The sequence below is a fragment of the Stenotrophomonas sp. STEN033 genome, assembly GCF_056856655.1.
Genome location: NZ_JBXFWM010000032.1, coordinates 19031 through 44111 on the forward strand (window position 1 = coordinate 19031; position 25081 = coordinate 44111).

Here is a 25081-nt window from a genome sequence, read left to right on the forward strand (position 1 = left end):
TATTCCGTTGGTCAGACGCCAGCCCAGGTTTCCACTTCATCGACGAAGCGGTAGACATCGCTGTAGCGGTTGTACAAAGGCGTGGGCGAGATGCGGATGACATCGGGCTCGCGCCAGTCGCCGAGCACGCCTACCGATTGCAGGTACTCGAACAGCGAGCGCCCCTGTGCACGGCCACCGGCCACACGCAGCGACAGCTGGCAGCCGCGGCGCTCGGGTTCGGCAGGCGTGATGATCTGCAGCACATGGTCCAGGCGCGCACGCACCATGGCTTCCAGGTAGCCGGTGATCTTCAGTGACTTGGTGCGCAATGCATCCATGCCGGCTTCGTCGTACAGCGCCAGTGATGCACGCAGCGGCGCAAGGCCGAGCACAGGTGGATTGCTCAGCTGCCAGCCTTCGGCGCCACGTTCCGGCACGAACTCCGGCGCCATCTGGAAGCGGGTCGCCTGTTCGTGGCCCCACCAGCCGGCGAAGCGCGGCAGTGAGGTGTCCTTGGCATGGCGTTCGTGCACGAAGGCACCGGCAACCGCACCGGGACCTGCATTCAGATACTTGTAGTGGCACCACACCGCGAAATCGGGTGCGACATCATGCAGGTTCAACGGCACGTTGCCGACCGAGTGGGCCAGATCGAAACCGATGCTGGCGCCGTGCGCGCGGGCGAGGCGGGTGATCGCGTCGAGGTCGAACACCTGGCCGGTGCGGTACTGCACGCCCGGCCACAGTACCAGCGCGACGCGCTTGCCGTGTTCGCTGATGGCCTGCTCGATGGCCTGCATCGAGATGGTGCCGCTGGCTTCGTCCGGCTGCACTTCGATCAGATCGGTGGCCGGGTTGAAGCCATGGAAGCGGATCTGTGCCTCGACCGCGTGGCGGTCGGTGGGGAAGGCACCAGCTTCCATCAGGATCGCCGGGCGCTCGCTGCTGGGGCGGTAGAAGCTGACCATCATCAGATGCAGGTTCACGCTCAGCGTGTTCATCGCCACCACTTCATGCGGCAGCGCACCGACCACGCCGGCCAGGGAATCGCGCACCAGGCGGTGATAGCTCAGCCATTGCGTCGGACCGGTGAAGTGGCCTTCGACGGCGATGCGGCCCCATTGATCCATCACCTCCTGCATCATCGCCTGTGCGCCGCGTGGCTGCAGGCCCAAGGAGTTGCCGACGAAGTAGGCCTGGTCGGCGCCCTGGTGCTGCGGGATCAGGAACTGACTGCGCAGGTGGCGCAGCGGATCGGCAGCATCAAGTGCGGTGGCATGAGCGGGTGACAGCGTTTCGTTCATCGGTGCGGACACGTCGAGGATGTAGCCGCAGTGTAACCGCGCCCGGCCGCTCAGGCTTCCGGCGTGACCGGTTTTGGCAGTGGATGCACGGCCCCACATTGGCTGCAGGTACGGTGTTCGGTCGAGGCATGGAACCGGTCGAAGACCTTGGGCAGATCGGTCTCGATGTTCTTCAGGTGGAAGAACTCCTCGTAGATCTTGTGGTTGCATTGCTGGCAGTACCACATGAAGCCATCGAGCTCATGGTCCAGGCGCTTGCGCTCGACCACCAGACCGATCGATCCGGGCATGCGCTGCGGCGAATGCGGTACACGCGGGGGCAGCAGGAAGATCTCGCCGGCCCGGATCGGGATGTCGCGCACTGCGCCGTCTTCCTGCACCCGCAGCACCATCTCGCCTTCAAGCTGGTAGAACCATTCCGGACCCTCATCCCAGTGGTAGTCGTTGCGGCTGTTGGGGCCGGCAACCACCATGACGATGAAGTCACCGTTCTCGATCATCTTGTTGCCGACCGGCGGCTTCAGGAGGTGGCGGTGTTCTTCGATCCAGCCGAGCAGGTTCAGGGGTAGGGGGAGCATGCGGGGCCTGTTTGGTGAGGGTGGCTGCTTCCTTCTCCCGCCGGGAGAAGGTGCCCGGAGGGCGAAGCCTTTGCTTTTTCCTTCTCCCTTCGGGAGAAGGTGCCCGGAGGGCGGATGAGGGTTGGTTCCTGGCTTGGCTGGGGCGGTAGGCCCTCACCCCCAGCCCCCGCTCCGCGCCCCGGCCCTTGCGCTGGCGCAAGGGCGTTCGAGTAGCAGCGAACCTGTGGTTCGCAAGCTGCTCCTCTCACCCCGCGAGCGGGAGAGGGGAGGAAGCCTAGCTTCGGCAGGTTGGCTGTCAGTGCCTTTTGCCCTTCCGCGGCACAAACGACAAGGCCTTCTCATACGCCGGCTGCAGCTCCTCCGGCGAGCCCACATCAATGCCCATCTCGCTGACGCGGCCGTCGCGCAGGCTGTAGACCCAGCCGTGCACCATCAGCTTCTGGCCGCGGGCCCAGGCGTCCTGCACGATGGTCGAGCGGCAGGCGTTGACCACCTGCTCGATCACGTTCAACTCACACAGGCGCGCGTGGCGCAGCTCCGGGTCGTCGATCTGCGAGAGGATATCGTCGTGCTTCTGGGCGACATCGCCAACATGGCGCAGCCAGTTGTCGGCCAGGCCAACGCGCACATGGTTCAGTGCTGCATGCACGCCGCCGCAACCGTAATGGCCGACGATCAGGATGTGCTTGATCTTGAGCTGGTCCACCGCGTACTGGATCACGCTCAGGCAGTTCAGGTCGGTATGCACCACCACGTTGGCGATGTTGCGATGAACGAAGATTTCGCCCGGTGCCATGCCGATGATCTGGTTGGCCGGTACGCGTGAATCGGAGCAGCCGATCCACAGGTATTCGGGGCTCTGCTGCTTGGCCAGTTGATGGAAGAAGTCGGGATCTTCCTTCTCGATCCGGTCCGCCCATTCGCGGTTTTTCTGCAGCAGGTTATGGATGTCTTTCATGGTGAAGCTTCCCTTGCGATCTGGAGGGGGAGGGCGCTGCTGCGCGCTTGCACGGCAACGTCGCGGGAAACGGGGCTGGGTTCAATCATCGGATTGATCGCCATGCTCACTGCGGTATAGCTGCATCCACTGGGCCAGCTCGCTGGCATCGGGCGTATTCAAGGCATGCAAGGCCTTGATCACCGCCAGCTGGTTCGCCTGCGGGTGGTTCTGGCTCAGTTTCAGTTTGATCTGGATCTGCTGCACGTCCAGGCGGAAGCCTACGATGGCGCGCAGCGAGGGGGCGTGATCGTCCAGGCCGGCATCGAACTGCCAGCCCTGGCCGACGCTGGCCTCGAAGAAGTTGCTGGTGTCCGACAGCAGTTGAGCCAATGCCGCCGTGTCGTCGAAGCTGTGCAGTTCGCCGACAAGTTCAGCGGCGGCGTAGTTCCAGGTAGGGACGCGCGCCGCGCTTTCCTTGTCCGGATACCAACTGGCCGATACATAGCCCTGCGGGCCGTTGACCAACACCTTGGCGCGGCCGAGGTGACGTGACTGTTTGTTGGCTCGGGCCCAATGCCCGATCAGTTCGACCTTGTGCCCTTCGCGCCGATAAAGCACCGGCACGCGGGTCAGTTCGGGCAATCCGTCGCCGCCGGTGGTCAGCAAGGTCACGAACGGGTCACGCGCCAGCAGGCGATCCAGCCAGAGCAGCTCGGTCTCGATGAAGGCGCGCTGGGCGAACACGAAAGGCCGCTTAGACCCGGGTGCCGAGCAACTGCACCATGCGCTCGCGCAGCGTGTCGTCGTCGCCCTGCGGTGGGCTCACTTCGTGCAGCGAGAAACCACGGTGCAGCGCGTCTTCTTCGTCAAGGCCATCAAAGGCGACGAACTCGGCGTCGAACAGCTGTGCGCGGGCAGTGTCTTCACTGTCATAGCTCAGCGTGTTGCCGTCGCTGTCCAGTACTTCGGCGGTGCCGCCCGGGCGAACCCGCAGGCGCGCCCAGATCAGGGTGCCGCCGAGCTGCGCCAGCCACCACTGGTCGGGAGTGTTCTCGAAATCAGTCATTTCATTACCTGCGAAAAAAGCCACAACAGCAGTGCCATGCCCAGTCCGCCGAACGTTACCAGCAGGGCGATGCGGGCGGGCGTGGCCAATCCGGACAGCGAGCGGTCGGCGATGCCGCTGAAGCCACGGCCCAGCAGCCAGCGCAGGCACTCTGGTTTGAGAAAGGCGCCGGCACCGAATTCGGATGCCAGCGCCGGATGCCGGTCGCGGATATGGACCAGCGTCAATGGCCAGAAAATCAGGAAGGCGCTGAGGCCGGCAATGGCCACGCCAACGAAGCAAAGAGCGAAGAACAAGGTCAACGGCGCCGCCTCCTGTTACTGGATCAGATGAATCAGAACTCCGCCGAACCCGGTGCGCGCGGGTAGGGGATCGCATCGCGGATGTTGGACAGGCCACAGACATAGACCACCAGACGCTCGAAGCCCAGGCCGAAACCGGCATGCGGCACCGAACCATAACGACGGAAATCGCGGTACCACTGGTAGTGCTCCGGATCCAGACCGAACTGCGCCATGCGTGCGTCGAGCACGTTCAGGCGCTCTTCGCGCTGGCTGCCGCCGATGATCTCGCCGATGCCCGGGGCCAGCACGTCCATCGCGGCAACGGTCTTGCCGTCGTCGTTCAAGCGCATGTAGAAGGCCTTGAAGTGTTCCGGGTAGTTGGTCACCACGACCGGGCGGCCGACGTGCTCCTCGGTCAACCAGCGCTCGTGCTCGGTCTGCAGATCCAGACCCCATTCGACCGGGTAGTCGAACTTCTTGCCGGACTTCTGCAGCAGGCTGATCGCATCGGTGTACTCGATGCGCTCGAACGGTGCGTTGACGAAGGCTTCCAGGCGGGTAATGGCGTCCTTCTGCACGCGCTCGGCGATGAAGGCCATATCGTCGGCACGCTCGTCCAGCACCGCGCGGAACAGGTACTTCAGGAACTCTTCGGCCACACGCGCGTTTTCGGCCAGGTCGGCGAAGGCGATTTCCGGCTCCACCATCCAGAACTCGGCCAGGTGGCGGGTGGTGTGGCTGTTCTCGGCGCGGAAGGTCGGGCCGAAGGTGTAGACCTTGCTCAGTGCCAGACAGTAAGCCTCGACGTTGAGCTGGCCGGACACGGTCAGGAAGGTTTCCTTGCCGAAGAAGTCACGGCTGAAGTCGATTTCACCGTCACCGGTGCGCGGCAGGTTGGCCATGTCCAGCGTGGAGACGCGGAACATCTGGCCGGCACCTTCTGCGTCGGAGCTGGTGATGATGGGCGTGCTGATCCAGTAGAAGCCGTTCTCGTGGAAGTAACGGTGCACGGCCTTGGACAGGCAGTCACGGATGCGGGTGACCGCGCCGAACAGGTTGGTGCGCGGGCGCAGGTGCGCCACTTCGCGCAGGAACTCCGGCGACATCGGCTTGGGCTGGATCGGGTAGGTCAGCGGATCTTCGACCCAGCCGACGATTTCCAGGCTCTGCGCCTGGATCTCGAAGCTCTGGCCCTTGCCCTGCGACTTGACCAGCGTGCCGGTGGCGATCACCGAGCAGCTCGGGGTCAGTTTCTTGATGTCTTCGAAATTGGACAGCGCTTCGGTGGCCACGACCTGGATCGGGGCAAAGCCCGAGCCATCGCTGACGTTGACGAAGGCCAGTCCAGCCGAGCCGCGCACCGTGCGGACCCATCCGCGGACTGTGACTTCTCCGCCTTCCGGGAACTTCCCGGCAAGGGCGTGTGCAACGCTGACCACCGTCATGACTTGAATCCTCTGTTGATCGACTCGATCTGTGAATGCGAGATTTTAGCGGCTCAACGCCCGGGCAGGCGAGCATTTATCCACGCTTGCAGTCCGGCGGGCCGCCCACATCTATAATTGGACCGTAATTCTGCTGGAGTCGCCCTACCATGGCTGTTCATCTGACCCCCATCGCCCATTCCCGCGTGCAGCGCTTCGTCAGCAGCACCCCGGGGGCGCTTGGCCTGCGTTTTGGCGTGACCCGCACCGGTTGCTCGGGTTGGGGCCACATCACCGACCTGGCCAAGGATGAGCGCGAGGGTGACACCGTGTTCGAGCAGGATGGTGTGCGCATCTACGTGGATGCCCAGAGCCTGCCGCTGGTGGATGGCACCGAGATCGACTTCGGCAAGCAGGGCCTGAGCGAGACCTTCACCTTCAAGAACCCCAACGCAGCGGCCGAATGCGGCTGCGGCGAGAGCTTCACTACTGACGACATGCACCGCTGAGTCGCGTGTAGTTGTAGGAGCGGCGTAAGCCGCGAAGCGGGTCAGGTGTCGGGGCCGGGAAGGTCCGGCGCACGGGGCGCTCCCCCTGTAGAGCCGAGCCATGCTCGGCTGGAGCATTCCCGACGATGTCCGGGATAGTGTTGTGCATGAGGCCTCTGCCGAGCATGGCTCGGCACTACAGGTTGGCTTTGTTGGGAAAGCTTCTGCCGAGCATGGCTCGGCACTACGTCAGTCGGTGGCCAACTGTTCTGGTGCGTTCTGCCGACGCTGCAACATCACCGCAATACCCCACAGCAACAAGCCTGCCGCTGCCGTCGCTGCGCCCACATAACCGGTAGAAGCGTGGCCATAGCCGGCGCCAATTGCCATGCCACCCAGCCATGGGCCCAATGCGTTCGCGGTATTGAAGGCGGCATGGTTGGAGGCGGCGGCCAGGGTCTGGGCTTCGCCGGCGGCATCCATCAGTCGGGTCTGCAGGGCCACCGCCAGGGCGCCCATCGTGCCCACGGCGATGATCGCCGGCACCATTGCCCAGGCCGAATGCGCGGCCAGCGGGAACAGCATCAGCACGACGATGGACCACGCCAGCAGCAAGCCGGCGGCGCGAAACTGCAGCCGGTCGACCAGCTTGCCGCCGGCCACATTGCCGATGATCGCGCCCACCCCGAACAGGCCAACCGCGACCGGCATCCAGCGTTCATTGATGCCAGTGACGTTGACCAGGGTCGGGGCCAGATAGGTGAAGACGCAGAACATGCCGGCAAAGCCAATCGCGCCGATCGCCAGTGCCAGCCACACCTGTGGGGTGTTGAATGCGCGCAGCTCACGCATCGGCGAGGTGCGGGTTTCGGCCGGGTCCGCCGGAAGCTGCCGTGCGACCAGGGCCGCCGTGGCGATGGCCAGCAGGCTGACCAGAACGAAGGCGCTGCGCCAGTTGAACTGCTGGCCGAGCCAGGTGGTCAGCGGATTGCCCAGCAGGATGGCGATGGACAGGCCCAGCAGTACCTTGGACACGGCGGCACCACGTTGTTCGGGCGGGCTGATCGAGGCGGCAACCAGCATTGCGACGCCGAAGTAGGCGCCGTGCGGCAGGCCGGCCACGAAGCGGGCCAGCAGCATGCTGTGGTAGGTCGGGGCCAGCGCGCTGGCCAGGTTGCCTACGGCATAGAAACCCATCAGCCACAGCAGCAGGGTGCGGCGGCGCAGGCTGGCGCCGGAAAAGGCCAACAACGGTGCGCCGACCACCACGCCGATGGCGTAGGCGCTGATCAGATGCCCTACCTGGGCTTCGCTGATGGCCAGGCCGCGGCTGATCTCCAGCATCAGTCCCATGCTGGCGAACTCGCTGGTGCCGATGGCGAAGCCGCCCAGTGAGAGCGCAATGAGAATGAAAGTGCGCTGGCGCGGCGTCAGCTGCGCTGCCAGGGAAAGCGTGGAATTCACGTCGGGTGGTCCGGGAGGGGCGTGGAATCGGTTACATAGTGTACTGTTGCGTCGCAGCAATCAGCCCTCATCGGCGGCTTTTCGATGCCGGATGCTGTGTTGCGCCAGTCGGGCGACTTGCCTCGGGCCCTTGCGCAGTGGATAATGCCCGGCTTCCTGCGCTCCAGTGCAGGAACCCTTGCCCCACCGCAAACCACGGCGGGGGGCTGTCCGGCCCATCAGGGCCACATCCGAAAGGTATGAAAACATGAGTCGTCATTACGAAGTCGTGTTCCTGGTCCATCCGGACCAGAGCGAACAGGTCCCCGCCATGATCGAGCGCTACAAGGCGCTGGTCGAAGCCGGCAACGGCACCATCCACCGTCTGGAAGACTGGGGCCGCCGCCAGCTGGCTTACCCGATCCAGAACCTGGTGAAGGCTCACTACGTGCTGCTGAACATCGAAGCTGACCAGTCGGTTCTGAACGAACTGACCGAGAGCTTCCGTTTCAACGACGCCGTGCTGCGCAACCTGGTCATCAAGCGTGACGAGGCTGACACCGAGCAGTCGCTGATCATGAAGAGCAAGGACGAGAAGGGTGACAAGCCCGAGCGTGGCGAGCGCCGTCGTCGTGACGACGAAGAAGGTGCATCTTCCAACAATGACGAAGCCGGCGACGACGCCGCTTCTGCTGAATAAGGAGCACTTTCATGTCCAAGTTCTTCCGCCGCCGCAAGTTCTGCAAGTTCACCGCTGAAGGCGTGAAAGAGATCGATTACAAGGATCTCAACACCCTGCGCCAGTACCTGACCGAGAACGGCAAGATCGTTCCGAGCCGCGTCACCGGCACCAAGTCCAAGTACCAGCGCCAGCTGGCAACGGCCGTCAAGCGCGCCCGTTTCCTGGCCCTGATCCCGTACACGGACAACCACGACGTCTGAGTGCAGAAGTGAGTCGCGGCGCATGCGCCGCGATGGGAAGTGAGAGGTGGGAGTAGGGCGTTTGTCCTTTCCCGTTTCTCACTCCCCTTTACTCGCTTATCGCCTCAAACCCGTCCTATTCGGACAGCAAGCGTTGCGGAGCCATTGGCGCCGCTAACGAATAACGGAGCTACACCATGAAGCTGATTCTTATCCAGAAAGTGACCAACCTCGGCGGCCTGGGCGACCTGGTTGACGTGAAGCCGGGCTACGGCCGTAACTTCCTCGTGCCGCAGGGCAAGGCCGTGCCGGCCACCGAAGCCAACATCGCCGAGTTCGAAGCCAAGCGCGCCCAGTACGAAGCCAAGGCCCAGGCCTCGCACGACGAAGCACAGGCCCGTGCCAACAAGTTCGAAGGCGCCAGCGTCACCATCGGTGCGCACGCTTCGACCGAAGGCAAGCTGTACGGTTCTGTTGGCCCGCGTGACATCGCTGAAGCCTTCACTGCTGCCGGCCTGGAGCTGAGCAAGAGCGAAGTGATCCTGGGCGAAGGCGCTTTCCGCAACGTTGGCGAGTTCGACGTCATCGTCAAGCTGCACGCCGACGTGGAAACCACCGTCAAGGTCATCGTCGAAGCCGACGCTTGATTCTGCCGGACTGGTTGTAAAGAACGGGCGCCGCAAGGCGCCCGTTTCTTTTGGCCGGCCTGCAGGCCAGGCCCCACCAGTGGCCATGGGTGTCGCTATACTCGGTTGCCAGTGCCGCGCTTGATCATTTGAATTCCAAGGAATATCAATGATTTGAGCTCGGGGACGGAACCTCCGGACCATCCCTCCGGGTGTCGGCAGTGGCAGCCGACGTCCGCCAACAGCCCGATTCCATGCGTCTATCCACGATCAAGCTCTCCGGTTTCAAGTCCTTCGTCGATCCCACGACGTTGCACCTGCCGACCAATATGACCGGTGTCGTTGGCCCCAACGGCTGCGGCAAGTCCAACATCATCGACGCGGTGCGTTGGGTGATGGGTGAGAGCTCGGCCAGCCGCCTGCGCGGCGATTCGCTGACCGACGTGATCTTCTCCGGTTCGGCGGGCCGCAAGCCGGTGTCACAGGCCACGGTGGAGCTGATCTTCGACAACACCGACCATACGATTTCCGGCGAATACGCCTCGTTCAACGAAATCTCGGTCAAGCGCACCGTAAGCCGCGATGGCAGCAGCAATTATTATCTGAACGGCACCAAGTGCCGCCGCCGCGATATCACCGATCTGTTCCTGGGCACGGGCCTTGGCCCGCGCAGCTACTCGATCATCGAGCAGGGCATGATCAGCCAGATCATCGAGGCGCGCCCGGAAGACCTGCGCATATATCTGGAAGAAGCCGCCGGCATCTCCAAGTACAAGGAGCGCCGCAAGGAAACCGAAACCCGCATCCGCCACACCCGCGAAAACCTCGATCGGCTCAATGACCTGCGCGAGGAAATCGGCAAGCAGCTCGAACACCTCAAGCGGCAGGCACGGCAGGCCGAGCAGTACCAGGCCTTGCAGGAAGAGCGCCGGGTCAAGGATGCAGAATGGAAGGCGCTGGAATTCCGCGGGCTTGACGGGCGCCTGGGCGGCCTGCGTGAAGCGCTGTCGCGCGAGGAAACCAAGCTGCAGCAGCTGATCGCCGAACAGCGCGACGCGGAAAGCCGCATTGAAACCGGCCGCGTGCGCCGCGAAGAGGCGGCGGAAAACCTGAACAAGGCGCAGGCTGATGTCTACCAGGTGGGCAGTACCCTGGCCCGGCTCGAGCAGCAGATTCACCATCAGCGCGAGCTGGCGCAGCGCCTGCACAAGGCGCGCGACGAGACCCGCCAGGCGTTGTCGGAACTTGGTCAGCACATCAGTGGTGACGAAGCCAAGCTGATCGTGCTGCGCGAATCGGTCGAAAATGCCGAGCCGCAGCTGGAGCAGCTGCAGGAAGAGAATGAGATCCGCCAGGAGGCGCTGCGCGAGGCCGAAGCAAGGCTCGCCGATTGGCAGCAGCGCTGGGAAGCGCACAATCGGAATACCTCCGAGGCGACCCGCTCCGGCGAGGTTGAGCGCACCCGCGTGGACTACCTGGACAAGCAGATTCTCGAAGCCGATCGCCGCCGCGAAGCATTGCAGGCAGAGCGCGCCGGCCTGGATCTGGATGCGCTGGCGGAAGCCTTCGAGCAGATGCAGCTGGAACATGAGACCCAGAAGGCCGCGCTGGAAACCTTGAACGAGCAGGTGGAGTTGCGCAAGGAATCGGTGGCGGCACTGCAGGAGCAGCAGCGCGCCGGCCAGTCTGAGCTGGCCGACGTTCGCAAGCAGGCACAGTCCGCGCGTGGCCGCTTGTCCTCGTTGGAAACGCTGCAGCAGGCAGCACTCGGCCAGGAACAGGGGGCGGCGGCAGCATGGCTGAAGGCGAGCGGCCTGGATTCGGCCGCGCGCGTCGGCGAGCGCATCACCGTTGAAAGTGGCTGGGAAAACGCAGTTGAAAGCGCGCTTGGTCAGCTGATCGAAGGTGTGCTGGTGGATGCGCCGGAAGCCTTGGTTGATGCGTTGGCTGAGCTGGGCGAAGGGCGCATCGCACTGGTTGCAGACGCCGATGGCAAGGATGAGTTCGCGCCGACTTCATTGGCGGCGAAAGTGCAGGGGCCGTTGGCGATCCGCCGCTTGCTGGCGCACCTGCATGGCGCTGAAGATCTTGCGCAGGCGCAGAAACTACAGCGCACGCTGGGTGGCGCTGAGTCGGTGATTACCCGTGGCGGTGAACGACTGGGGCAGGGCTGGGTGCGCATGTCGCGCTCCGGTGCCGCCGAGCAGGGCGCGCTGTTGCGCGAACGCGAGATCGTCACCTTGCGCGAGCAGATCGAATCCCTGCAGGAGCGTGAGGCCGCATTGGAGCAGCAGCTGGCTGGCTTGCGTGAGCAATTGCTGGCTGCCGAGCAACAGCGCGAAGATGTGCAGCGTTCGTTGTATCAAGCGCATCGCGCCGGGTCCGAATTGGCGGGGCAGTTGCAGAGCCAGCAAGGCAAGCTGGAATCCACGCGCACGCGCATTGGACGTATCGAAGGTGAGCTGGCGCAGCTGCTGGAAACGCTGGACGCCAGCCGCGAACAGGCGAGCGAGGCGCGCCTGCGCCTGGATGAGGCCGTGTCCAGCATGGGCGACCTGGAGTCGGCCCGGCACGCGCTGGAAAGCGAACGCAGGCAGATGAGCGAAGCGCGCGACCAGGCCCGGGATGCGGCGCGCAACGTGCGTGACAACATGCATGCACTGGCCTTGACGCTGGAGTCGCAGCGCACCCAGATCAGTTCGCTGAGCCACGCGCTGGAGCGTATGGGCAGCCAGCGTGGCCAGCTCGATTCACGTCTGGGCGAGCTGCACTCACAGCTGGATGAGGGGGGTACGCCGGTCCATGCGCTGGAGGCCGAGCACCAGAACGCGTTGGCCGAGCGTGTGCGTGTGGATCGCGTGCTGGCCGAAGCGCGGACCCTGCTCGACGGTATTGACCACGAACTGCGTGGATTGGAACAAACGCGTCATCAGCGTGATGAGCAATCGCTGGCGCAGCGCGAGCGTATCTCCCAGCGCAAGCTCGACCAGCAGGCTTTGGTGCTCAGTGCCGAGCAGCTGGCGGCCGCGGTGGAGAAGGCCGGGTTTGTGCTGCAGGACGTGATCAACACCTTGCCCGAAGACGCGCGCGTGTCGGATTGGGAATCGACGGTGCACCAGATCGACGGCCGCATGCGGCGGCTGGAGCCGGTCAACCTGGCGGCGATCCATGAGTACGGCGAAGCTTCGCAGCGCTCGGAGTACCTGGAAGCGCAGAACGTCGATCTGAACACCGCACTGGAAACCCTGGAAGACGCGATCCGCAAGATCGACCGCGAGACACGTGGCCGTTTCAAGGACACCTTCGACCGCGTCAATGCCGGCGTGCAGGCGCTGTATCCGCGCCTGTTCGGCGGCGGCCATGCCTATCTGGAACTGACCGGCGAAGATCTGCTCGATACCGGCGTGACCATCATGGCGCGGCCGCCCGGCAAGCGTGTTTCCAATATCTCGCTGCTGTCCGGCGGCGAGAAGGCCATGACCGCGGTGGCGCTGGTGTTTGCCATCTTCCAGCTCAATCCGGCCCCGTTCTGCCTGCTCGACGAGGTGGACGCGCCGCTGGACGAGGCCAACGTCGGCCGCCTGGCCAATATGGTCAAGGAAATGAGCGAGAAGGTGCAGTTCCTGTTCGTCAGCCACAACAAGGCGACGATGGAGGCGGCGCACCAGTTGTCGGGTGTCACCATGCGCGAGCCCGGCGTCAGTCGCCTGGTCAGTGTTGACCTGGAAGAGGCTGCCCGATTGGCGGGCGCCGCCTGACATGCCATCCTTTAACCACCTGAACGATTAACCCGGAGACTGCAACGCATGTCTGACATGGCACTGTTGCGTATCGGCATTCTGGTGGCCGGCATTTTGCTGGTCGCAGCCATTTTCTTTTTCAGCCGGCCCAAGCGGCAGGCCCAGGGCAAACGCAAGGAGCCGGCTGACGCCGAGCGCCCGCGTCGTGAACCGGTGCTGGGAGGCGCCGAGGGTGCTGCGGCTGCCGAAGCGGGCGAGGGCGCTGCGCAGGATGACGGCGTAACCCAGCCTGAGCTCGGTCTGCCTGACGTGGACGCAAGCAACCTCAGTGAGCTGGGCAAGCGGCCTACCCAGGATTTCGACAAGATCGTCTCGCTGTACGTGGCTGCCCGTTCCGGGCAGGTACTGCGTGGCGAAGACATCGTGGTGGCGGCGGAGAAGACCGGTCTGGTCTTCGGCTACATGAATGTGTTCCATCGTCTGGTGGAAGGGCATTCGGAGCGCGGCCCGATCTTTTCGATGGCCAGCATCATGAAGCCGGGCAGCTTCGACATGGCCAACATCCGCGACATGGAAACCCCGGCCATCGCCTTCTTCCTGACCTTGCCGGCGCCGATGACCGCGCTTGATGCCTGGGAAAAGATGCTGCCGACCGTGCAGCGCATGGGCGAACTGCTCGATGGCGTGGTGCTGGATGACAGCCGCAATGCCCTGGGCCGCCAGCGTATCGCGCATATCCGCGATGACCTGCGTGCTTATGACCGCCAGCACCAGGCGCCGCCGTTGACCAAGTCGCCGCGTTGGTGAGGATTTAAAAGCTACCCCTCTCCAACCCTCCCCTGGCTACGCCAAGGGAGGGAGCAGGGCTTTTTCCCCTCCCTTGCGCGCAGCGTAGGGGAGGGTCGGGGAGGGGGGCTGTTCGCAGCAAACAAGGTTGCACTCGCAGCAGCTGCTTTTACCGCGCCAACACTTCGCGCAGGTAAAATCGCCACATGAATCAGAATACCGACGCCACCCGGCGCATCAGCGAACTCCGCCGCCAGCTGGCAGACGCCTCGCGTGCCTATCACGAGCACGATGAGCAGATCATCCCGGACGCCGAGTACGACCGGTTGATGCGCGAGCTGGAAGCGCTGGAAGCCGCGCATCCGGAACTGGACAGCGCCGACTCGCCCAGCCATCAGGTAGGCGGCAAGCCATCATCGCGCTTCCCTGAAGTCGTGCATGCCGTGCCGATGCTGTCGCTGGGCAATGCCTTCAGCGATGCCGAGGTGCATGATTTCGTGCGCCGCATCGATGAGCGCCTGCATCGTCGCGAGCTGTACTTCTCCGCCGAACCCAAGCTGGATGGTCTGGCCATCAACCTGCGCTACGAGAACGGCGTTTTCGTGCAGGGGGCGACCCGTGGTGACGGTGCAACTGGCGAAGACGTCAGTGCCAATCTGCGGCAGATCAAGGTCATCCCGCAGCAGCTGGCTGGGCAAGGCTGGCCGGAGGTGCTGGAAGTGCGTGGCGAGGTCTACATGCCGCGCGCCGACTTCGAGCGTTACAACGAGCAGGCGCGCCTGCATGGCGGCAAAGTGCTGGCCAATCCGCGCAATGGCGCCGCCGGTTCACTGCGCCAGCTTGATCCGAAGATCAGCGCGCAGCGGCCGCTGAGCTTCTATGCCTATGGCCTTGGTGAAGTGTCCGGTGGCGAACTGCCCGGGACGCATTCGGCAACCTTGGCGCAGCTGGCGCAATGGGGTTTCCCGGTCAGCGACCTGTGCAAGGTGGTGCAGGGCGCCGAAGGTCTGCTGGCGTACTATCGCGATATCGGTGAGCGCCGCGACAGCCTGGCCTATGACATCGATGGCGTGGTCTACAAGCTCGATGATCGCGAAGGCCAGCAGGAAATGGGTTTCGTCGCACGCGCACCGCGTTGGGCGATTGCGCATAAGTTCCCGGCGCAGGAACAGACCACCACGGTTGAAGCCATCGAGATCCAGATCGGTCGTACCGGTGCGGCGACGCCGGTTGCACGGCTGAAGCCGGTGCATGTGGCTGGGGTCGTTGTCACCAACGCCACCCTGCACAACGCCGATCAGATCGCGCGCCTGGATGTACGGGTCGGCGACTCGGTTATCGTGCGTCGCGCTGGCGATGTGATTCCGGAAGTGGTCAGTGTCATTGTTGATCGCCGCCCTGAAGGCACCACGCCGTGGCAGATGCCGCGTGCCTGCCCGGTGTGTGGCTCGGAAATCGTGCGCGAGGAAGGCGAGGCGGCCTGGCGTTGCTCGGGTGAGCTGAGCTGCCCGGCGCAACGCAAGGAAGCCATTGCCCACTTCGCCTCGCGCAAGGCGATGGATATCGATGGCTTGGGTGACAAGTACATCGAGGTGTTGGTGGATGCCGGCATCGTGCGCGGTGTTGCCGACCTGTATGCACTCAATCGCGACCAGTTGCTGGTACTGAAGCTGGCGCTGGATGCCGATTCGCCGGAAGCACTCGCTTCGCAGCTCGGCCTGCACCTGCAGCCGGAAGGCAGCGGCGACACCCTCAATCGCATCCTCAAGCTGGATGCGGATGATGCGTCCTGGCGCGCACAGGCCTTGTCGGTGCCGGCCAGCTTCCAGTGGAACACCAGGAAGATCGCCACCAAATGGGCTGACAACCTGATTGCTGCGATTGCCGCCAGCCGCAATACCACGCTGGAGCGCCTGCTGTTCGCACTGGGCATCGAACACGTGGGCGAAAGCACCGCCAAGGCCTTGTCGGCGTGGTTTGGTGATCTCGAGTTGATCCGTCACCTGCCGTGGCCAATATTCAAGCGCGTGCCCGACATCGGCGGTGAAGTAGCCCGTTCGATTGGTCACTTCATGGCCCAGCCGGGCAATCAGCAGGCGATTGATGCGTTGCTGGAGCGTGGCGTGCGGATCAGCGATACGCACGCCCCCAACGCCAAGCTGCGTGCAGATCTGAATCTGGCTACCTTGTTGTCGGACCTGGAGATTCCCAAGGTCACACCGGTACGCGCACGCCAACTGGCTGAAGCGTTCGGTTCGACGGCGGCGATTCTGGATGAAGAAGCACACAATTTCATGACCGCCGGTCTGCCAGCGGAGACCGCCAATGCGCTGGTCGCCTGGCTGAATGTCGATGCCAACGCACAGCTGTTCACCGATGCTGGCGTTGCCCTGGAGCGTCTGCTTGCGATCACGCCAGAGGCGCAGGAGCAGGTCGCCGGTGTGCTTGATGGCAAAACCGTGGTGCTGACCGGTACCTTGGCGCAGATGGGCCGCGATCAGGCCAAGGCAAGGCTGGAAGCGCTGGGAGCCAAGGTTTCTGGCAGTGTGTCGAAGAGAACCAGTTTCGTGGTGGCCGGTACCGAAGCCGGCTCCAAGTTGGACAAGGCAAATGAGCTTGGTGTGGAAGTATGGGACGAAGCGCGTCTGCTTGCCTTCCTCGCCGAGCACGGAGAACAGGCATGAGTGAGATCAAGGCGCGCTTGGCGCAACTGGAAGACTTCCCGCAGCTGATCGCGATGGTGCGTGACTTCTATGTGGAAGATCAGATTCCCTATATCGCCGAACGGGTCGAGCCCGGTCTGCAGACGCTGCTGGAGCAGCCAAGCTGTGGCGCGGCGTTGCTGCTGCTCGATGGCGACAGCGTGGTCGGCTACATCACCCTGGGCTGGTGCTTCAGCGTCGAGCAGGGCGGTCGTTTCGTATTGCTGGATGAGTTGTACCTGGGCCCGGCTGCACGCGGTCGTGGCTGGGGGCGACAGGCCTTGGCGCTGGCCCGTGACTGGGCTGCAGGGCAGGGCGCGGCGGTCATCCGCCTGGAAGTGAACCACCACAACGCCAAGGCCAAGTCGCTGTATCTGTCGGCGGGCTATCGCGACGACGAGCGCGACATCCTCACCTTGTCCTTGAACGGGGCGTCCGGGCGCCTGCACTCGTGATCGAGGCCCTGCGTCAGCGCGCACGCCTGAATGCATTGATTCGTGGTTTCTTTGCCGCGCGCGATGTGTTGGAAGTGGAGACCCCAATCATGTCGGCGGCCGGCAATACCGAGCCGAACATCGAGGGCTTCCATACCCGCTTCAGCGGGCATGTCGATGCCGGTTCGCCGCAGCGTTGGTTGCGCACCTCGCCGGAGTATCCGCTCAAGCGTCTGTTGGCTGCCGGTGTGGGTGATTGCTACGAACTGGGCCGGGTGTTCCGCAACGGCGAGGCCGGCGGGCGCCACAACCCCGAGTTCACCATGCTGGAATGGTATCGGGTGGGTTGGGATCATCACCGCCTGATCGAAGAAACCATTGCGCTGGTGCAGGAGGCGTTGGCAATGGTGCAGCGGCCGCCTGCATCGGTGCGCATCGTCAGCTACCGCGAGCTGTTCATGCAGGCAGTGGCGCTGGATCCGTTCCTCGCTGACGAAGCACAGCTGCGTGCGGGTCTGGGCGAAGTCGGCATCCAGCCTGATGGCCTGACCCGCGACGACTGGTTGGATCTGCTGATGAGCCATCGCATCCAATCGCAGTTCGCGGCCGATGCCATCACCGTGATCCATGACTGGCCGGCCAGCCAGGCCGCGCTGGCCAGGATCCGGCCGGGCACGCCGCCATTGGCTGAACGTTTTGAGCTTTACCTGGGTCCGGTCGAACTGGCCAACGGCTACCACGAGCTGAACGATGCAGTCGAGCAACGCCAGCGATTCGAGCGCGATCTGGCGATCCGTGCGGCGCGCGGGGCTGAACAACCGCCCCTGGATGAAGCCTTTCTTGCGGCATTGCCGTCGTTGCCTGCCTGTGCCGGTGTTGCAGTTGGCGTGGATCGACTGCTGATGGCCCTGGCCGGTACGCCGCGTATTGGCGATGTATTGGCGTTTGATTTCGCCAACGCCTGATGCTGGTTTGCGCTGGATCATGGATATGCAGCGTGGCGGCGACCAAGATAATGCTTTGCTCACAATGACTCAGGCAGTGTGTGACCATCGGAACCCATCATGACCGAACAGGGGAGCGTCTGATGAAGCGGGTCTGCGGCGTGCTGTTATTGCTGGCGCCGAGCGTGCTGGCAGCCCAGGAGCCTGCGCCCGCAGCGGCGGGCCGTGAGGTAGTGCGCTGTGAATCGGGTGAGCAACCGCGGACGTTCTGCCCGATGGATACCCGCGCCGGCGTACAACTGGTGCGGCAACTGTCCAAGCGCGATTGCATCCGTGAGACCAGCTGGGGCATGGAAGACAACGCGGTTTGGGTGAGCCAGGGCTGCAGTGCTGAATTCGCCCGGCCCCAGGCCACAACACGCACGACACGCCGCGTAGTGCGCTGCGAATCAAAGGGGCGCACGGAGGTATGCCCGGTGGTGCTGCGCGGGGCGCCGGTGCGCCTGCTGCGGCAGCAATCGGTGCTGCCGTGCCGCGAGGGCCGTAGCTGGGGATACAGCGGCAAGGAAATCTGGGTCAGTCGCGGATGCCAGGGCCTGTTTGAAGTGGGGGCCGAGGATGGCTCTGGCTTTGTCGATACCCCGCGCCGGGTGATCTGCGAATCCAAGGGCGAGTTGCGGCGCGAATGTGGTGTAAGCGTCACGCGTCGGGTCACGCTGGTGGAGCAGTTGTCCCATGCTGCCTGCCGGGAAGGGGACAGTTGGGGCTGGGACCGCAATGGCATCTGGGTGGACAAGGGATGCCGCGGCGAATTCTCCGCTGACTGAGCCGATGGTGCGGGCAGTAGGTTGTTGATGCGTGCCGGGCAGCGCCGATTACAATGGGCGCATGAACGATACCCCTGCCATTGATTACGCCCGTTACGACCATATCCGCCCGATCCGCTGGACCGGCGAGGCCCTGGAGCTGCTGGACCAGCGCAAGCTGCCGTTTGTCGTCGAGCACGTGCTGTGCCACGACAGCGATGCGGTTGCCGAGGCCATTCACGCATTGACCGTGCGCGGTGCGCCCGCGATCGGAATTGCCGCCGCTTGGGGTGTGGTGCTGGCGGCGCGTGAGGTGCAGGCCAATGACGGTGCAGCTGCATTGCAGGCGCTGGCACCGGCGCTGGATCGGCTCAATGCCTCACGTCCCACGGCGGTCAACCTGGCCTGGGCGTTGGCGCGCATGCGTCGCGCTTTGGCCGCTGCCGGTTCGGACTGGAAGCTGGTCGCCGCGCTTGAAGCGCAGTCAATCGCTGATGAAGACCTTACCGCCAACCGTCATATGGGCGCCTTGGGTGCAGCGTTGATTGCACCGGGTAGCGGCGTGCTGACCCATTGCAACACCGGTTCGCTGGCCACCGCCGGCTTCGGTACCGCCTTGGGCGTGATCCGTGCTGGCGTTGCGCAGGAGCGCATTGGGAAGGTGTTTGCCGGTGAGACCCGGCCGTGGTTGCAGGGTGCACGCCTGACCGTTTGGGAGCTGCAGCAGGACGGAATCGATGCAACCTTGATTGCCGACTCGGCTGCCTCGCACCTGATGAAGACCGGTGCGGTGCAATGGGTGATCGTCGGCGCTGACCGTATTTGTGCCAACGGCGACACCGCCAACAAGATCGGCACCTACCAACTGGCCATTGCCGCGCGCCATCACGGCGTGAAATTCATGGTGGTTGCCCCGTCTTCGACCGTGGACATGGGTACTGCCCATGGCGACGAGATCGAGATCGAACAGCGTGACCCGGGCGAACTGTTTGGCGTCGGCGGTGTGCGCACCGTGGCCGAGGGCATTGCCGCCTGGAATCCTGTGTTCGACGTGACTCCGGGCGAGTTGATCGACGCCATCGTCACCGAGCGCGGCGTAATCCTGAAGCCGGACCTGGCGACGATGGCCGCCGCGTTCCCCGACTGACCGGTAGTGCCGAGCCATGCTCGGCAGGGGCTTGCCCGGTAGATCCTCAGCCGAGCATGGCTCGGCTCTACAGTGAATCCTTCCGACAGTGCTCACGGGCACAACCTAGCCGGTAGTGCCGAGCCATGCTCGGCAGGGGCTTGCCCGGTACGGCCGCAGCTGAGCATGGCTCGGCTCTACAGTGAACCCTTCCGACAGTGTCCACTGGCACAAACCAGCGGGTAGTGCCGAGCCATGCTCGGCAGGGGCTCGCCCGGTACGGCCTCAGCCGAGCTTGGTTCGGCCCTACAGTGAATCCTTCCGACAGTGCTCACGGGCACAAACCAGCCGGTAGTGCCGAGCCATGCTCGGCAGGGGCTTGCCCGGTAAGTCCTCAGCCGAGCATGGCTCGGCTCTACATGAGGCTTTCATGCTTGTGGGAGCGGCGTCAGCCGCAAAGCTGGCAATGCCTGAATCGCCGGCGATGTTGCGATCTGCGGAGTCTTTGGCTTCGCAGCTTGTACAGCTCCTGCCCGGTTCCTCGACAAGGGCCCAGCAGGACATGGCTCACCTCACCCGGCAAGGCGCCCCTAAGTTCCTGATTTCTTCCGGTAAAAGGACCTGAACCAGCGCCGAAAAACCGCCCTTTGTGATAAACTCCGCAGGTTGATCCCAGATCCCGGCAGGGCGGCCCGTCAAGGAGTCGTCACCGGACAGGATCGCTACCTGACAACGGAACCCGAATGGCAGAAAACGCCAAGGAAATCATCCAGGTCAACCTGGAAGACGAGATGCGCAAGAGCTACCTCGATTACGCGATGAGCGTGATCGTCGGCCGCGCACTTCCCGATGCCCGCGATGGCCTCAAGCCGGTTCATCGCCGCGTCCTGTTCGCGATGAATGAACTGGGCGCGCACAGCAACAAGCCGTACTACAAGTCGGCGCGTATCGTCGGTGACGTCATCGGTAAGTACCACCCGCATGGCGACGCGTCGGTCTACGACACGCTGGTGCGCATGGCGCAGCCGTTCTCGCTGCGTTACATGATGGTGGACGGCCAGGGTAACTTCGGTTCGGTCGACGGTGACTCTGCTGCAGCAATGCGTTACACCGAGGCGCGCATGTCGCGCCTGACGCATGAGCTGATGGCCGATATCGACAAGGAAACCGTCGATTTCCAGCCCAACTACGATGAAAAGGAGCTGGAACCGACGGTCATGCCGACCCGGTTCCCGAACCTGCTGGTCAACGGTTCGGCCGGGATCGCGGTGGGCATGGCGACCAATATCCCGCCGCACAACCTCACCGAGTGCATCAATGCCTGCATCGCGCTGATCGACGAGCCGTCGATCGACGTGGATGGGCTGATGGAATACATCCCGGGCCCGGATTTCCCGACCGCCGGTATCATCAATGGCACCGCCGGCATCATCGCCGGTTACCGCACCGGCCGTGGCCGCGTGCGCATCCGTGCCAAGGCCGATATCGAAGTGGCCGACAATGGTCGCGAGTCGATCATCGTCACCGAGATTCCGTACCAGGTGAACAAGGCACGGCTGATCGAGAAGATCGCCGAGCTGGTCAAGGAAAAGAAGCTCGAAGGCATCAGCGAGCTGCGCGATGAGTCCGACAAGGACGGCATGCGCATCTACATCGAAATCAAGCGTGGCGAGTCTGCCGAGGTTGTGCTCAACAACCTGTACCAGCAGACCCAGATGGAGTCGGTGTTCGGCATCAACATGGTGGCGCTGGTCGACGGCCGCCCGAAGTTGATGAACCTCAAGGAGATGCTGGAGGCGTTCATCCGCCATCGCCGCGAGGTTGTCACCCGCCGCACCATCTTCGAGCTGCGCAAGGCGCGCGCACGTGCGCACGTGCTGGAAGGCCTGACCGTTGCATTGGCCAACATCGATGAAATGATCGAGTTGATCAAGACCTCGGCCAACCCGGCTGAAGCCAAGGAGCGCATGCTCTCCAAGGTGTGGCAGCCGGGCCTGGTGGGTGCATTGCTGGGCGCCGCCGGCGCGGAGGCATCGCGCCCGGAAGACCTGCCCAAGGGCATTGGTCTGGTCAACGGCAACTACCAGCTCAGCGACGTCCAGGCCACGCAGATCCTGGAAATGCGCCTGCACCGCCTGACCGGGCTGGAGCAGGACAGGCTGACGGAAGAGTACAAGCAGCTGCTGGAAGTGATCGCCGGCCTGATCCGCATCCTGGAGAACCCGGATGTGCTGTTGCAGGTGATCCGCGAGGAGCTGGAAAGCATCCGTGCCGAGTTTGGCGACGACCGTCGCACCGAGATCCGCCACAGCGAAGAAGATCTGGATATCCTGGATCTGATCGCGCCGGAAGACGTGGTCGTGACCCTGTCGCGTGCCGGTTACGTCAAGCGCCAGCCGGTCAGTGCCTACCGCGCGCAGCGTCGTGGTGGCCGCGGCCGCAGTGCCGCCGCGACCAAGGACGAGGATTCGATCGAGCAGCTGTGGCTGGTCAACACGCACGACACACTGTTGACCTTCACCAGCTCGGGCAAGGTGTTCTGGCTGCCGGTACACCAGTTGCCGGAAGCCGGTTCCAACGCCCGTGGCCGCCCGATCATCAACTGGATCGCGCTGGAGAACGGTGAACGCGTGCAGGCCGTGCTGCCGGTGCGTGAGTACGATGAAAACCACTTCGTGTTCTTTGCAACCCGCAACGGTACGGTCAAGAAGACCCCGCTTAGCGAGTTCGCATTCCGTCTGGCGCGCGGCAAGATCGCCATCAACCTCGACGAAGGTGATGCCCTGGTCGGTGTAGGCCTGACCGACGGCGAGCGCGACGTCCTGTTGTTTGCCTCCAATGGCAAGACGGTTCGCTTCGGCGAGGACAAGGTCCGTTCGATGGGCCGTACCGCTACTGGCGTGCGTGGCATCAAGATGCCCAAGGGTGAGGAAGTGGTCAGCCTGATCGTCGCCGAAAGTGCTGGCGGCGTTGAGGATGAGAACGAAGACGACAACGGTGTCGAGGAAGTGGCAGTGGACGGTGGCGAGATCGTCGACGCTGCCGACGACGCAGGCGTGCAGTACATCCTGACGGCGACCGAGAATGGCTACGGCAAGCGCACGCCGTTGGCCGATTACCCGCGCAAGGGGCGTGGCACCCAGGGTGTGATCGGCATCCAGACCAGTGAGCGCAATGGCAAGCTGGTCAGCGCGGTGCTGCTGGGCACGGGCGACGAAGTGTTGTTGATTTCCGACGGTGGCACCCTGGTGCGTACCCGTGGCTCGGAGATCTCGCGCGTCGGCCGCAATACCCAGGGTGTGACCCTGATCCGTCTGTCCAAGGGCGAGAAGCTGCAGGCCGTCGAACGCCTGGATGCATCGCTTGAGGCCGAAGAGGAGGTGCTGGAGGACGACGCAGTCGAGGCTGGGGAAGCCATGGCACCAACACCGCCGGAGGCCTGATTCTGCAGGCTTTGGGTTCGGAGAAAGCGCCGGCATGCCGGCGCTTTTTTTGTGGTGCTTTTTGTCTGGCTCTATCGGCTCAAAGCTTGCCCTCACCCCAACCCCTCTCCCGCGGGCGGGAGAGGGGCTAGCAATGCTCGCGCTCGTGGTGCACTGAGCCCCTCTCCCGTTTACGGGAGAGGGGTTGGGGTGAGGGCAAGCTTCTGGCCAGCAGCCTCAAATCCCAAGCCAAATCCCTGCGACTAATGTCGCAGCGACAAACACCACCCGGCTGGCCGACTCTCTACCCGCAAAATCCATGCAGAGGGAGAGGCTCCAGATGTACCAGGATCTTGGCCGTAACCAGGCCAACTACACCGCGCTGACGCCGCTGAGCTTCCTGCGCAAGGCCGCGACCGTGCATCCGCAGCGTCTGGCGGTGATCCACGGCGAACGTCGTCTGGATTGGGCACAGGTCTACCAGCGCTGCCGTCGGCTGGCTTCGGCCCTGCAGCGCCAGGGCATTGGCAAAGGCGATACCGTTGCGGCGTTGCTACCCAATACTCCGGCAATGATCGAACTGCACTACGGGCCGGCGATGCTGGGTGCGGTGCTGAATACCCTCAATACCCGGTTGGATGCGCAGACCCTGGCTTTCATGCTGGACCATGGCGAGGCCAAAATCGTATTCAGTGATCGCGAGTTCGCACCGCTGATGGAAAGGGCCTTGGCACTTTGCAAGCAACCGCCGCAGGTCATCGATGTCGACGATGCAGAGATCGAAAGCGGCGACTTCCTCGGCGAGATCGAGTACGAGGCGCTTTTGGCCACCGGCGATCCGGACTTTGAGTTCGAGTTGCCAGCCGATGAGTGGGATGCCATCACCCTCAACTACACCTCCGGCACCACCGGTGATCCCAAGGGTGTGGTCTACCACCATCGCGGTGCCTACTTGAATGCGGTGGCGAACATCATCGACTGGGGCATGCCGCAACACCCGGTGTACCTGTGGACGCTGCCGATGTTCCACTGCAACGGCTGGTGTTTCCCGTGGACCATGGCGGCGGTGGCCGGCACCCAGGTCTGCCTGCGACGGTTTGATCGCAAGCGCGTGCTGGAGCTGATGCGCGAACACGCTGTCAGTCACTATTGCGGCGCCCCGGTAATCCATGCCGCGCTGGCAGCTGCGCCCGAAGAGAGCAAGCAGGGCCTGGCTGGGATCAAGGGCCAGGTCGCCGGTGCGGCGCCACCGGCCGCCGTGCTGGAAGCGATGGAGCGCATGGGGGTCGAGATTACCCATGTCTATGGTCTGACCGAGGTCTATGGCCCGGCATCCATCTGCCAGCCGCAGGCCGAGTGGACGCAACTCCCCATTGCCGAACGGGCCGAGCTCAACAGCCGCCAGGGTGTGGCCTGTTTGCTGCAGGAAGACATGCAGGTGCTGGATCCGGAAACCCTGCAGCCCGTGCCGTGGGATGGCGTCAGCGTTGGCGAAATCATGTTCCGCGGCAACATCACCATGCAGGGCTATCTGAAGAACCCGCGCGCAACCAGCGAAGCCTTTGCCGGCGGCTGGTTCCATACCGGTGATCTTGCCGTGGTCTATCCGAATGGCGCGGTGAAGATCCGTGATCGGTCCAAGGATGTGATTATTTCCGGCGGCGAGAACATCTCCTCGCTTGAAGTGGAAGATGTGCTGTGCAGGCATCCCGCAGTGTTGGCAGCGGCGGTGGTCGCACGGCCGGATCCGAAGTGGGGCGAAACGCCCTGTGCCTTCGTCGAGCTGAAGGAAACGTCGAGCCTGGAGGCGGCCGAGGCATTGGCGCATTGCCGCCAGCACCTGGCCAGCTTCAAGCTGCCGCGGCGTTTTGTTTTTGGTCCGCTGCCGCGCACGGCTACCGGCAAGGTGCAGAAGTTCAGTTTGCGCGACGTGGCCAGGGAACTGGTCGATATCGACTGATGCATGCAAGCCTGTCGGTGGGGGAGAGCTCCGTAGTGGCGGGGGCGGCCGGACAGCGGGGGGGCGCAGCTAGCGCGAAGAAAGGAAGACGGAGGCCCGCCCCGG

General features: G+C 63.7%; 21 protein-coding genes. 13 read left to right on the forward strand and 8 right to left on the reverse strand.

Going from position 1 to position 25081, the window contains the following annotated elements; all coding sequences use genetic code 11:
- Nucleotides 1–11 precede the first annotated feature (11 nt).
- From kynU to asnS, 7 genes are all read right to left on the reverse strand, one after another.
- Nucleotides 12–1286, reverse strand: coding sequence for a kynureninase (gene kynU, locus AC1VXC_RS12270; RefSeq protein ID WP_481539226.1), 1275 nt, complete (start codon nt 1284–1286; stop codon nt 12–14).
- A gap of 50 nt (nt 1287–1336) precedes the next feature.
- Entirely contained in the window at nt 1337–1864 is a 528-nt protein-coding gene (locus AC1VXC_RS12275) for a 3-hydroxyanthranilate 3,4-dioxygenase (protein ID WP_313169967.1), read from the reverse strand.
- A 295-nt stretch (nt 1865–2159) separates the two neighbouring features.
- Nucleotides 2160–2822, reverse strand: coding sequence for a carbonate dehydratase (can, locus tag AC1VXC_RS12280; protein ID WP_313493013.1), 663 nt, complete (start codon nt 2820–2822; stop codon nt 2160–2162).
- Between the two features lie 81 nt (nt 2823–2903).
- On the reverse strand, nt 2904–3548 hold the full coding sequence (locus AC1VXC_RS12285) for an FMN-binding negative transcriptional regulator (RefSeq protein ID WP_313169970.1): 645 nt from the start codon (nt 3546–3548) through the stop codon (nt 2904–2906).
- 10 nt (nt 3549–3558) lie between these two features.
- Complete coding sequence (locus tag AC1VXC_RS12290; RefSeq protein ID WP_313169972.1) at nt 3559–3870, reverse strand: hypothetical protein; 312 nt, start codon at nt 3868–3870, stop codon at nt 3559–3561.
- The gene (locus tag AC1VXC_RS12295) at nt 3867–4172 is read right to left on the reverse strand and encodes a hypothetical protein (RefSeq protein ID WP_313493014.1); all 306 of its coding nucleotides are present in this window, start codon (nt 4170–4172) and stop codon (nt 3867–3869) included. The genes AC1VXC_RS12290 and AC1VXC_RS12295 overlap by 4 nt, the downstream gene beginning before the upstream one ends.
- Before the next feature lie 32 nt (nt 4173–4204).
- A complete protein-coding gene (gene asnS, locus AC1VXC_RS12300; RefSeq protein WP_313169976.1) occupies nt 4205–5599 on the reverse strand; it encodes an asparagine--tRNA ligase in 1395 nt (464 codons plus the stop codon).
- A gap of 149 nt (nt 5600–5748) precedes the next feature.
- On the opposite strand from asnS, the gene AC1VXC_RS12305 reads away from it, so the two are divergent.
- Entirely contained in the window at nt 5749–6087 is a 339-nt protein-coding gene (locus AC1VXC_RS12305; protein WP_313169977.1) for a HesB/IscA family protein, read from the forward strand.
- A gap of 228 nt (nt 6088–6315) precedes the next feature.
- Here the strand turns inward: AC1VXC_RS12305 and AC1VXC_RS12310 are convergent, their stop codons facing one another.
- Nucleotides 6316–7530, reverse strand: a complete 1215-nt coding sequence (locus AC1VXC_RS12310; protein WP_481539227.1) for an MFS transporter — start codon at nt 7528–7530, stop codon at nt 6316–6318.
- 247 nt (nt 7531–7777) lie between these two features.
- On the opposite strand from AC1VXC_RS12310, the gene rpsF reads away from it, so the two are divergent.
- The 12 genes from rpsF (at nt 7778) to AC1VXC_RS12370 (ending at nt 24976) form a co-directional block, all read left to right on the forward strand.
- Nucleotides 7778–8209 (forward strand): 30S ribosomal protein S6, encoded by a 432-nt coding sequence (gene rpsF / locus AC1VXC_RS12315; RefSeq protein ID WP_293708576.1) that lies wholly within the window; start codon nt 7778–7780, stop codon nt 8207–8209.
- An 11-nt stretch (nt 8210–8220) separates the two neighbouring features.
- Nucleotides 8221–8451, forward strand: a complete 231-nt coding sequence (rpsR, locus tag AC1VXC_RS12320; RefSeq protein WP_002804494.1) for a 30S ribosomal protein S18 — start codon at nt 8221–8223, stop codon at nt 8449–8451.
- Between the two features lie 176 nt (nt 8452–8627).
- Nucleotides 8628–9077 (forward strand): 50S ribosomal protein L9, encoded by a 450-nt coding sequence (gene rplI, locus AC1VXC_RS12325; RefSeq protein WP_313169980.1) that lies wholly within the window; start codon nt 8628–8630, stop codon nt 9075–9077.
- A gap of 233 nt (nt 9078–9310) precedes the next feature.
- Nucleotides 9311–12814 carry a chromosome segregation protein SMC gene (smc, locus tag AC1VXC_RS12330; RefSeq protein WP_482995050.1) on the forward strand — a complete coding sequence of 1168 codons (3504 nt, stop codon included), beginning with the start codon at nt 9311–9313 and terminating at the stop codon, nt 12812–12814.
- A gap of 48 nt (nt 12815–12862) precedes the next feature.
- Nucleotides 12863–13603: a cell division protein ZipA gene (zipA, locus tag AC1VXC_RS12335; protein ID WP_481539229.1), complete on the forward strand. Its 741-nt coding sequence runs from the start codon at nt 12863–12865 to the stop codon at nt 13601–13603.
- A 185-nt stretch (nt 13604–13788) separates the two neighbouring features.
- Nucleotides 13789–16266, forward strand: coding sequence for an NAD-dependent DNA ligase LigA (ligA, locus tag AC1VXC_RS12340; RefSeq protein WP_481539230.1), 2478 nt, complete (start codon nt 13789–13791; stop codon nt 16264–16266).
- Nucleotides 16263–16739 (forward strand): N-acetyltransferase family protein, encoded by a 477-nt coding sequence (locus AC1VXC_RS12345; protein ID WP_481539231.1) that lies wholly within the window; start codon nt 16263–16265, stop codon nt 16737–16739. The genes ligA and AC1VXC_RS12345 overlap by 4 nt, the downstream gene beginning before the upstream one ends.
- Nucleotides 16736–17683: an EF-P lysine aminoacylase EpmA gene (gene epmA / locus AC1VXC_RS12350; protein WP_313169990.1), complete on the forward strand. Its 948-nt coding sequence runs from the start codon at nt 16736–16738 to the stop codon at nt 17681–17683. The genes AC1VXC_RS12345 and epmA overlap by 4 nt, the downstream gene beginning before the upstream one ends.
- Nucleotides 17684–17805: 122 nt before the next feature.
- Nucleotides 17806–18489 (forward strand): DUF3011 domain-containing protein, encoded by a 684-nt coding sequence (locus AC1VXC_RS12355; protein ID WP_313169992.1) that lies wholly within the window; start codon nt 17806–17808, stop codon nt 18487–18489.
- Nucleotides 18490–18550: 61 nt separating this feature from the next.
- A complete protein-coding gene (gene mtnA / locus AC1VXC_RS12360; RefSeq protein ID WP_313169994.1) occupies nt 18551–19615 on the forward strand; it encodes an S-methyl-5-thioribose-1-phosphate isomerase in 1065 nt (354 codons plus the stop codon).
- A gap of 722 nt (nt 19616–20337) precedes the next feature.
- Nucleotides 20338–23037 carry a DNA gyrase subunit A gene (gene gyrA / locus AC1VXC_RS12365; protein WP_481539945.1) on the forward strand — a complete coding sequence of 900 codons (2700 nt, stop codon included), beginning with the start codon at nt 20338–20340 and terminating at the stop codon, nt 23035–23037.
- Between the two features lie 319 nt (nt 23038–23356).
- Complete coding sequence (locus AC1VXC_RS12370; RefSeq protein WP_313169998.1) at nt 23357–24976, forward strand: acyl-CoA synthetase; 1620 nt, start codon at nt 23357–23359, stop codon at nt 24974–24976.
- Nucleotides 24977–25081 lie beyond the last annotated feature (105 nt).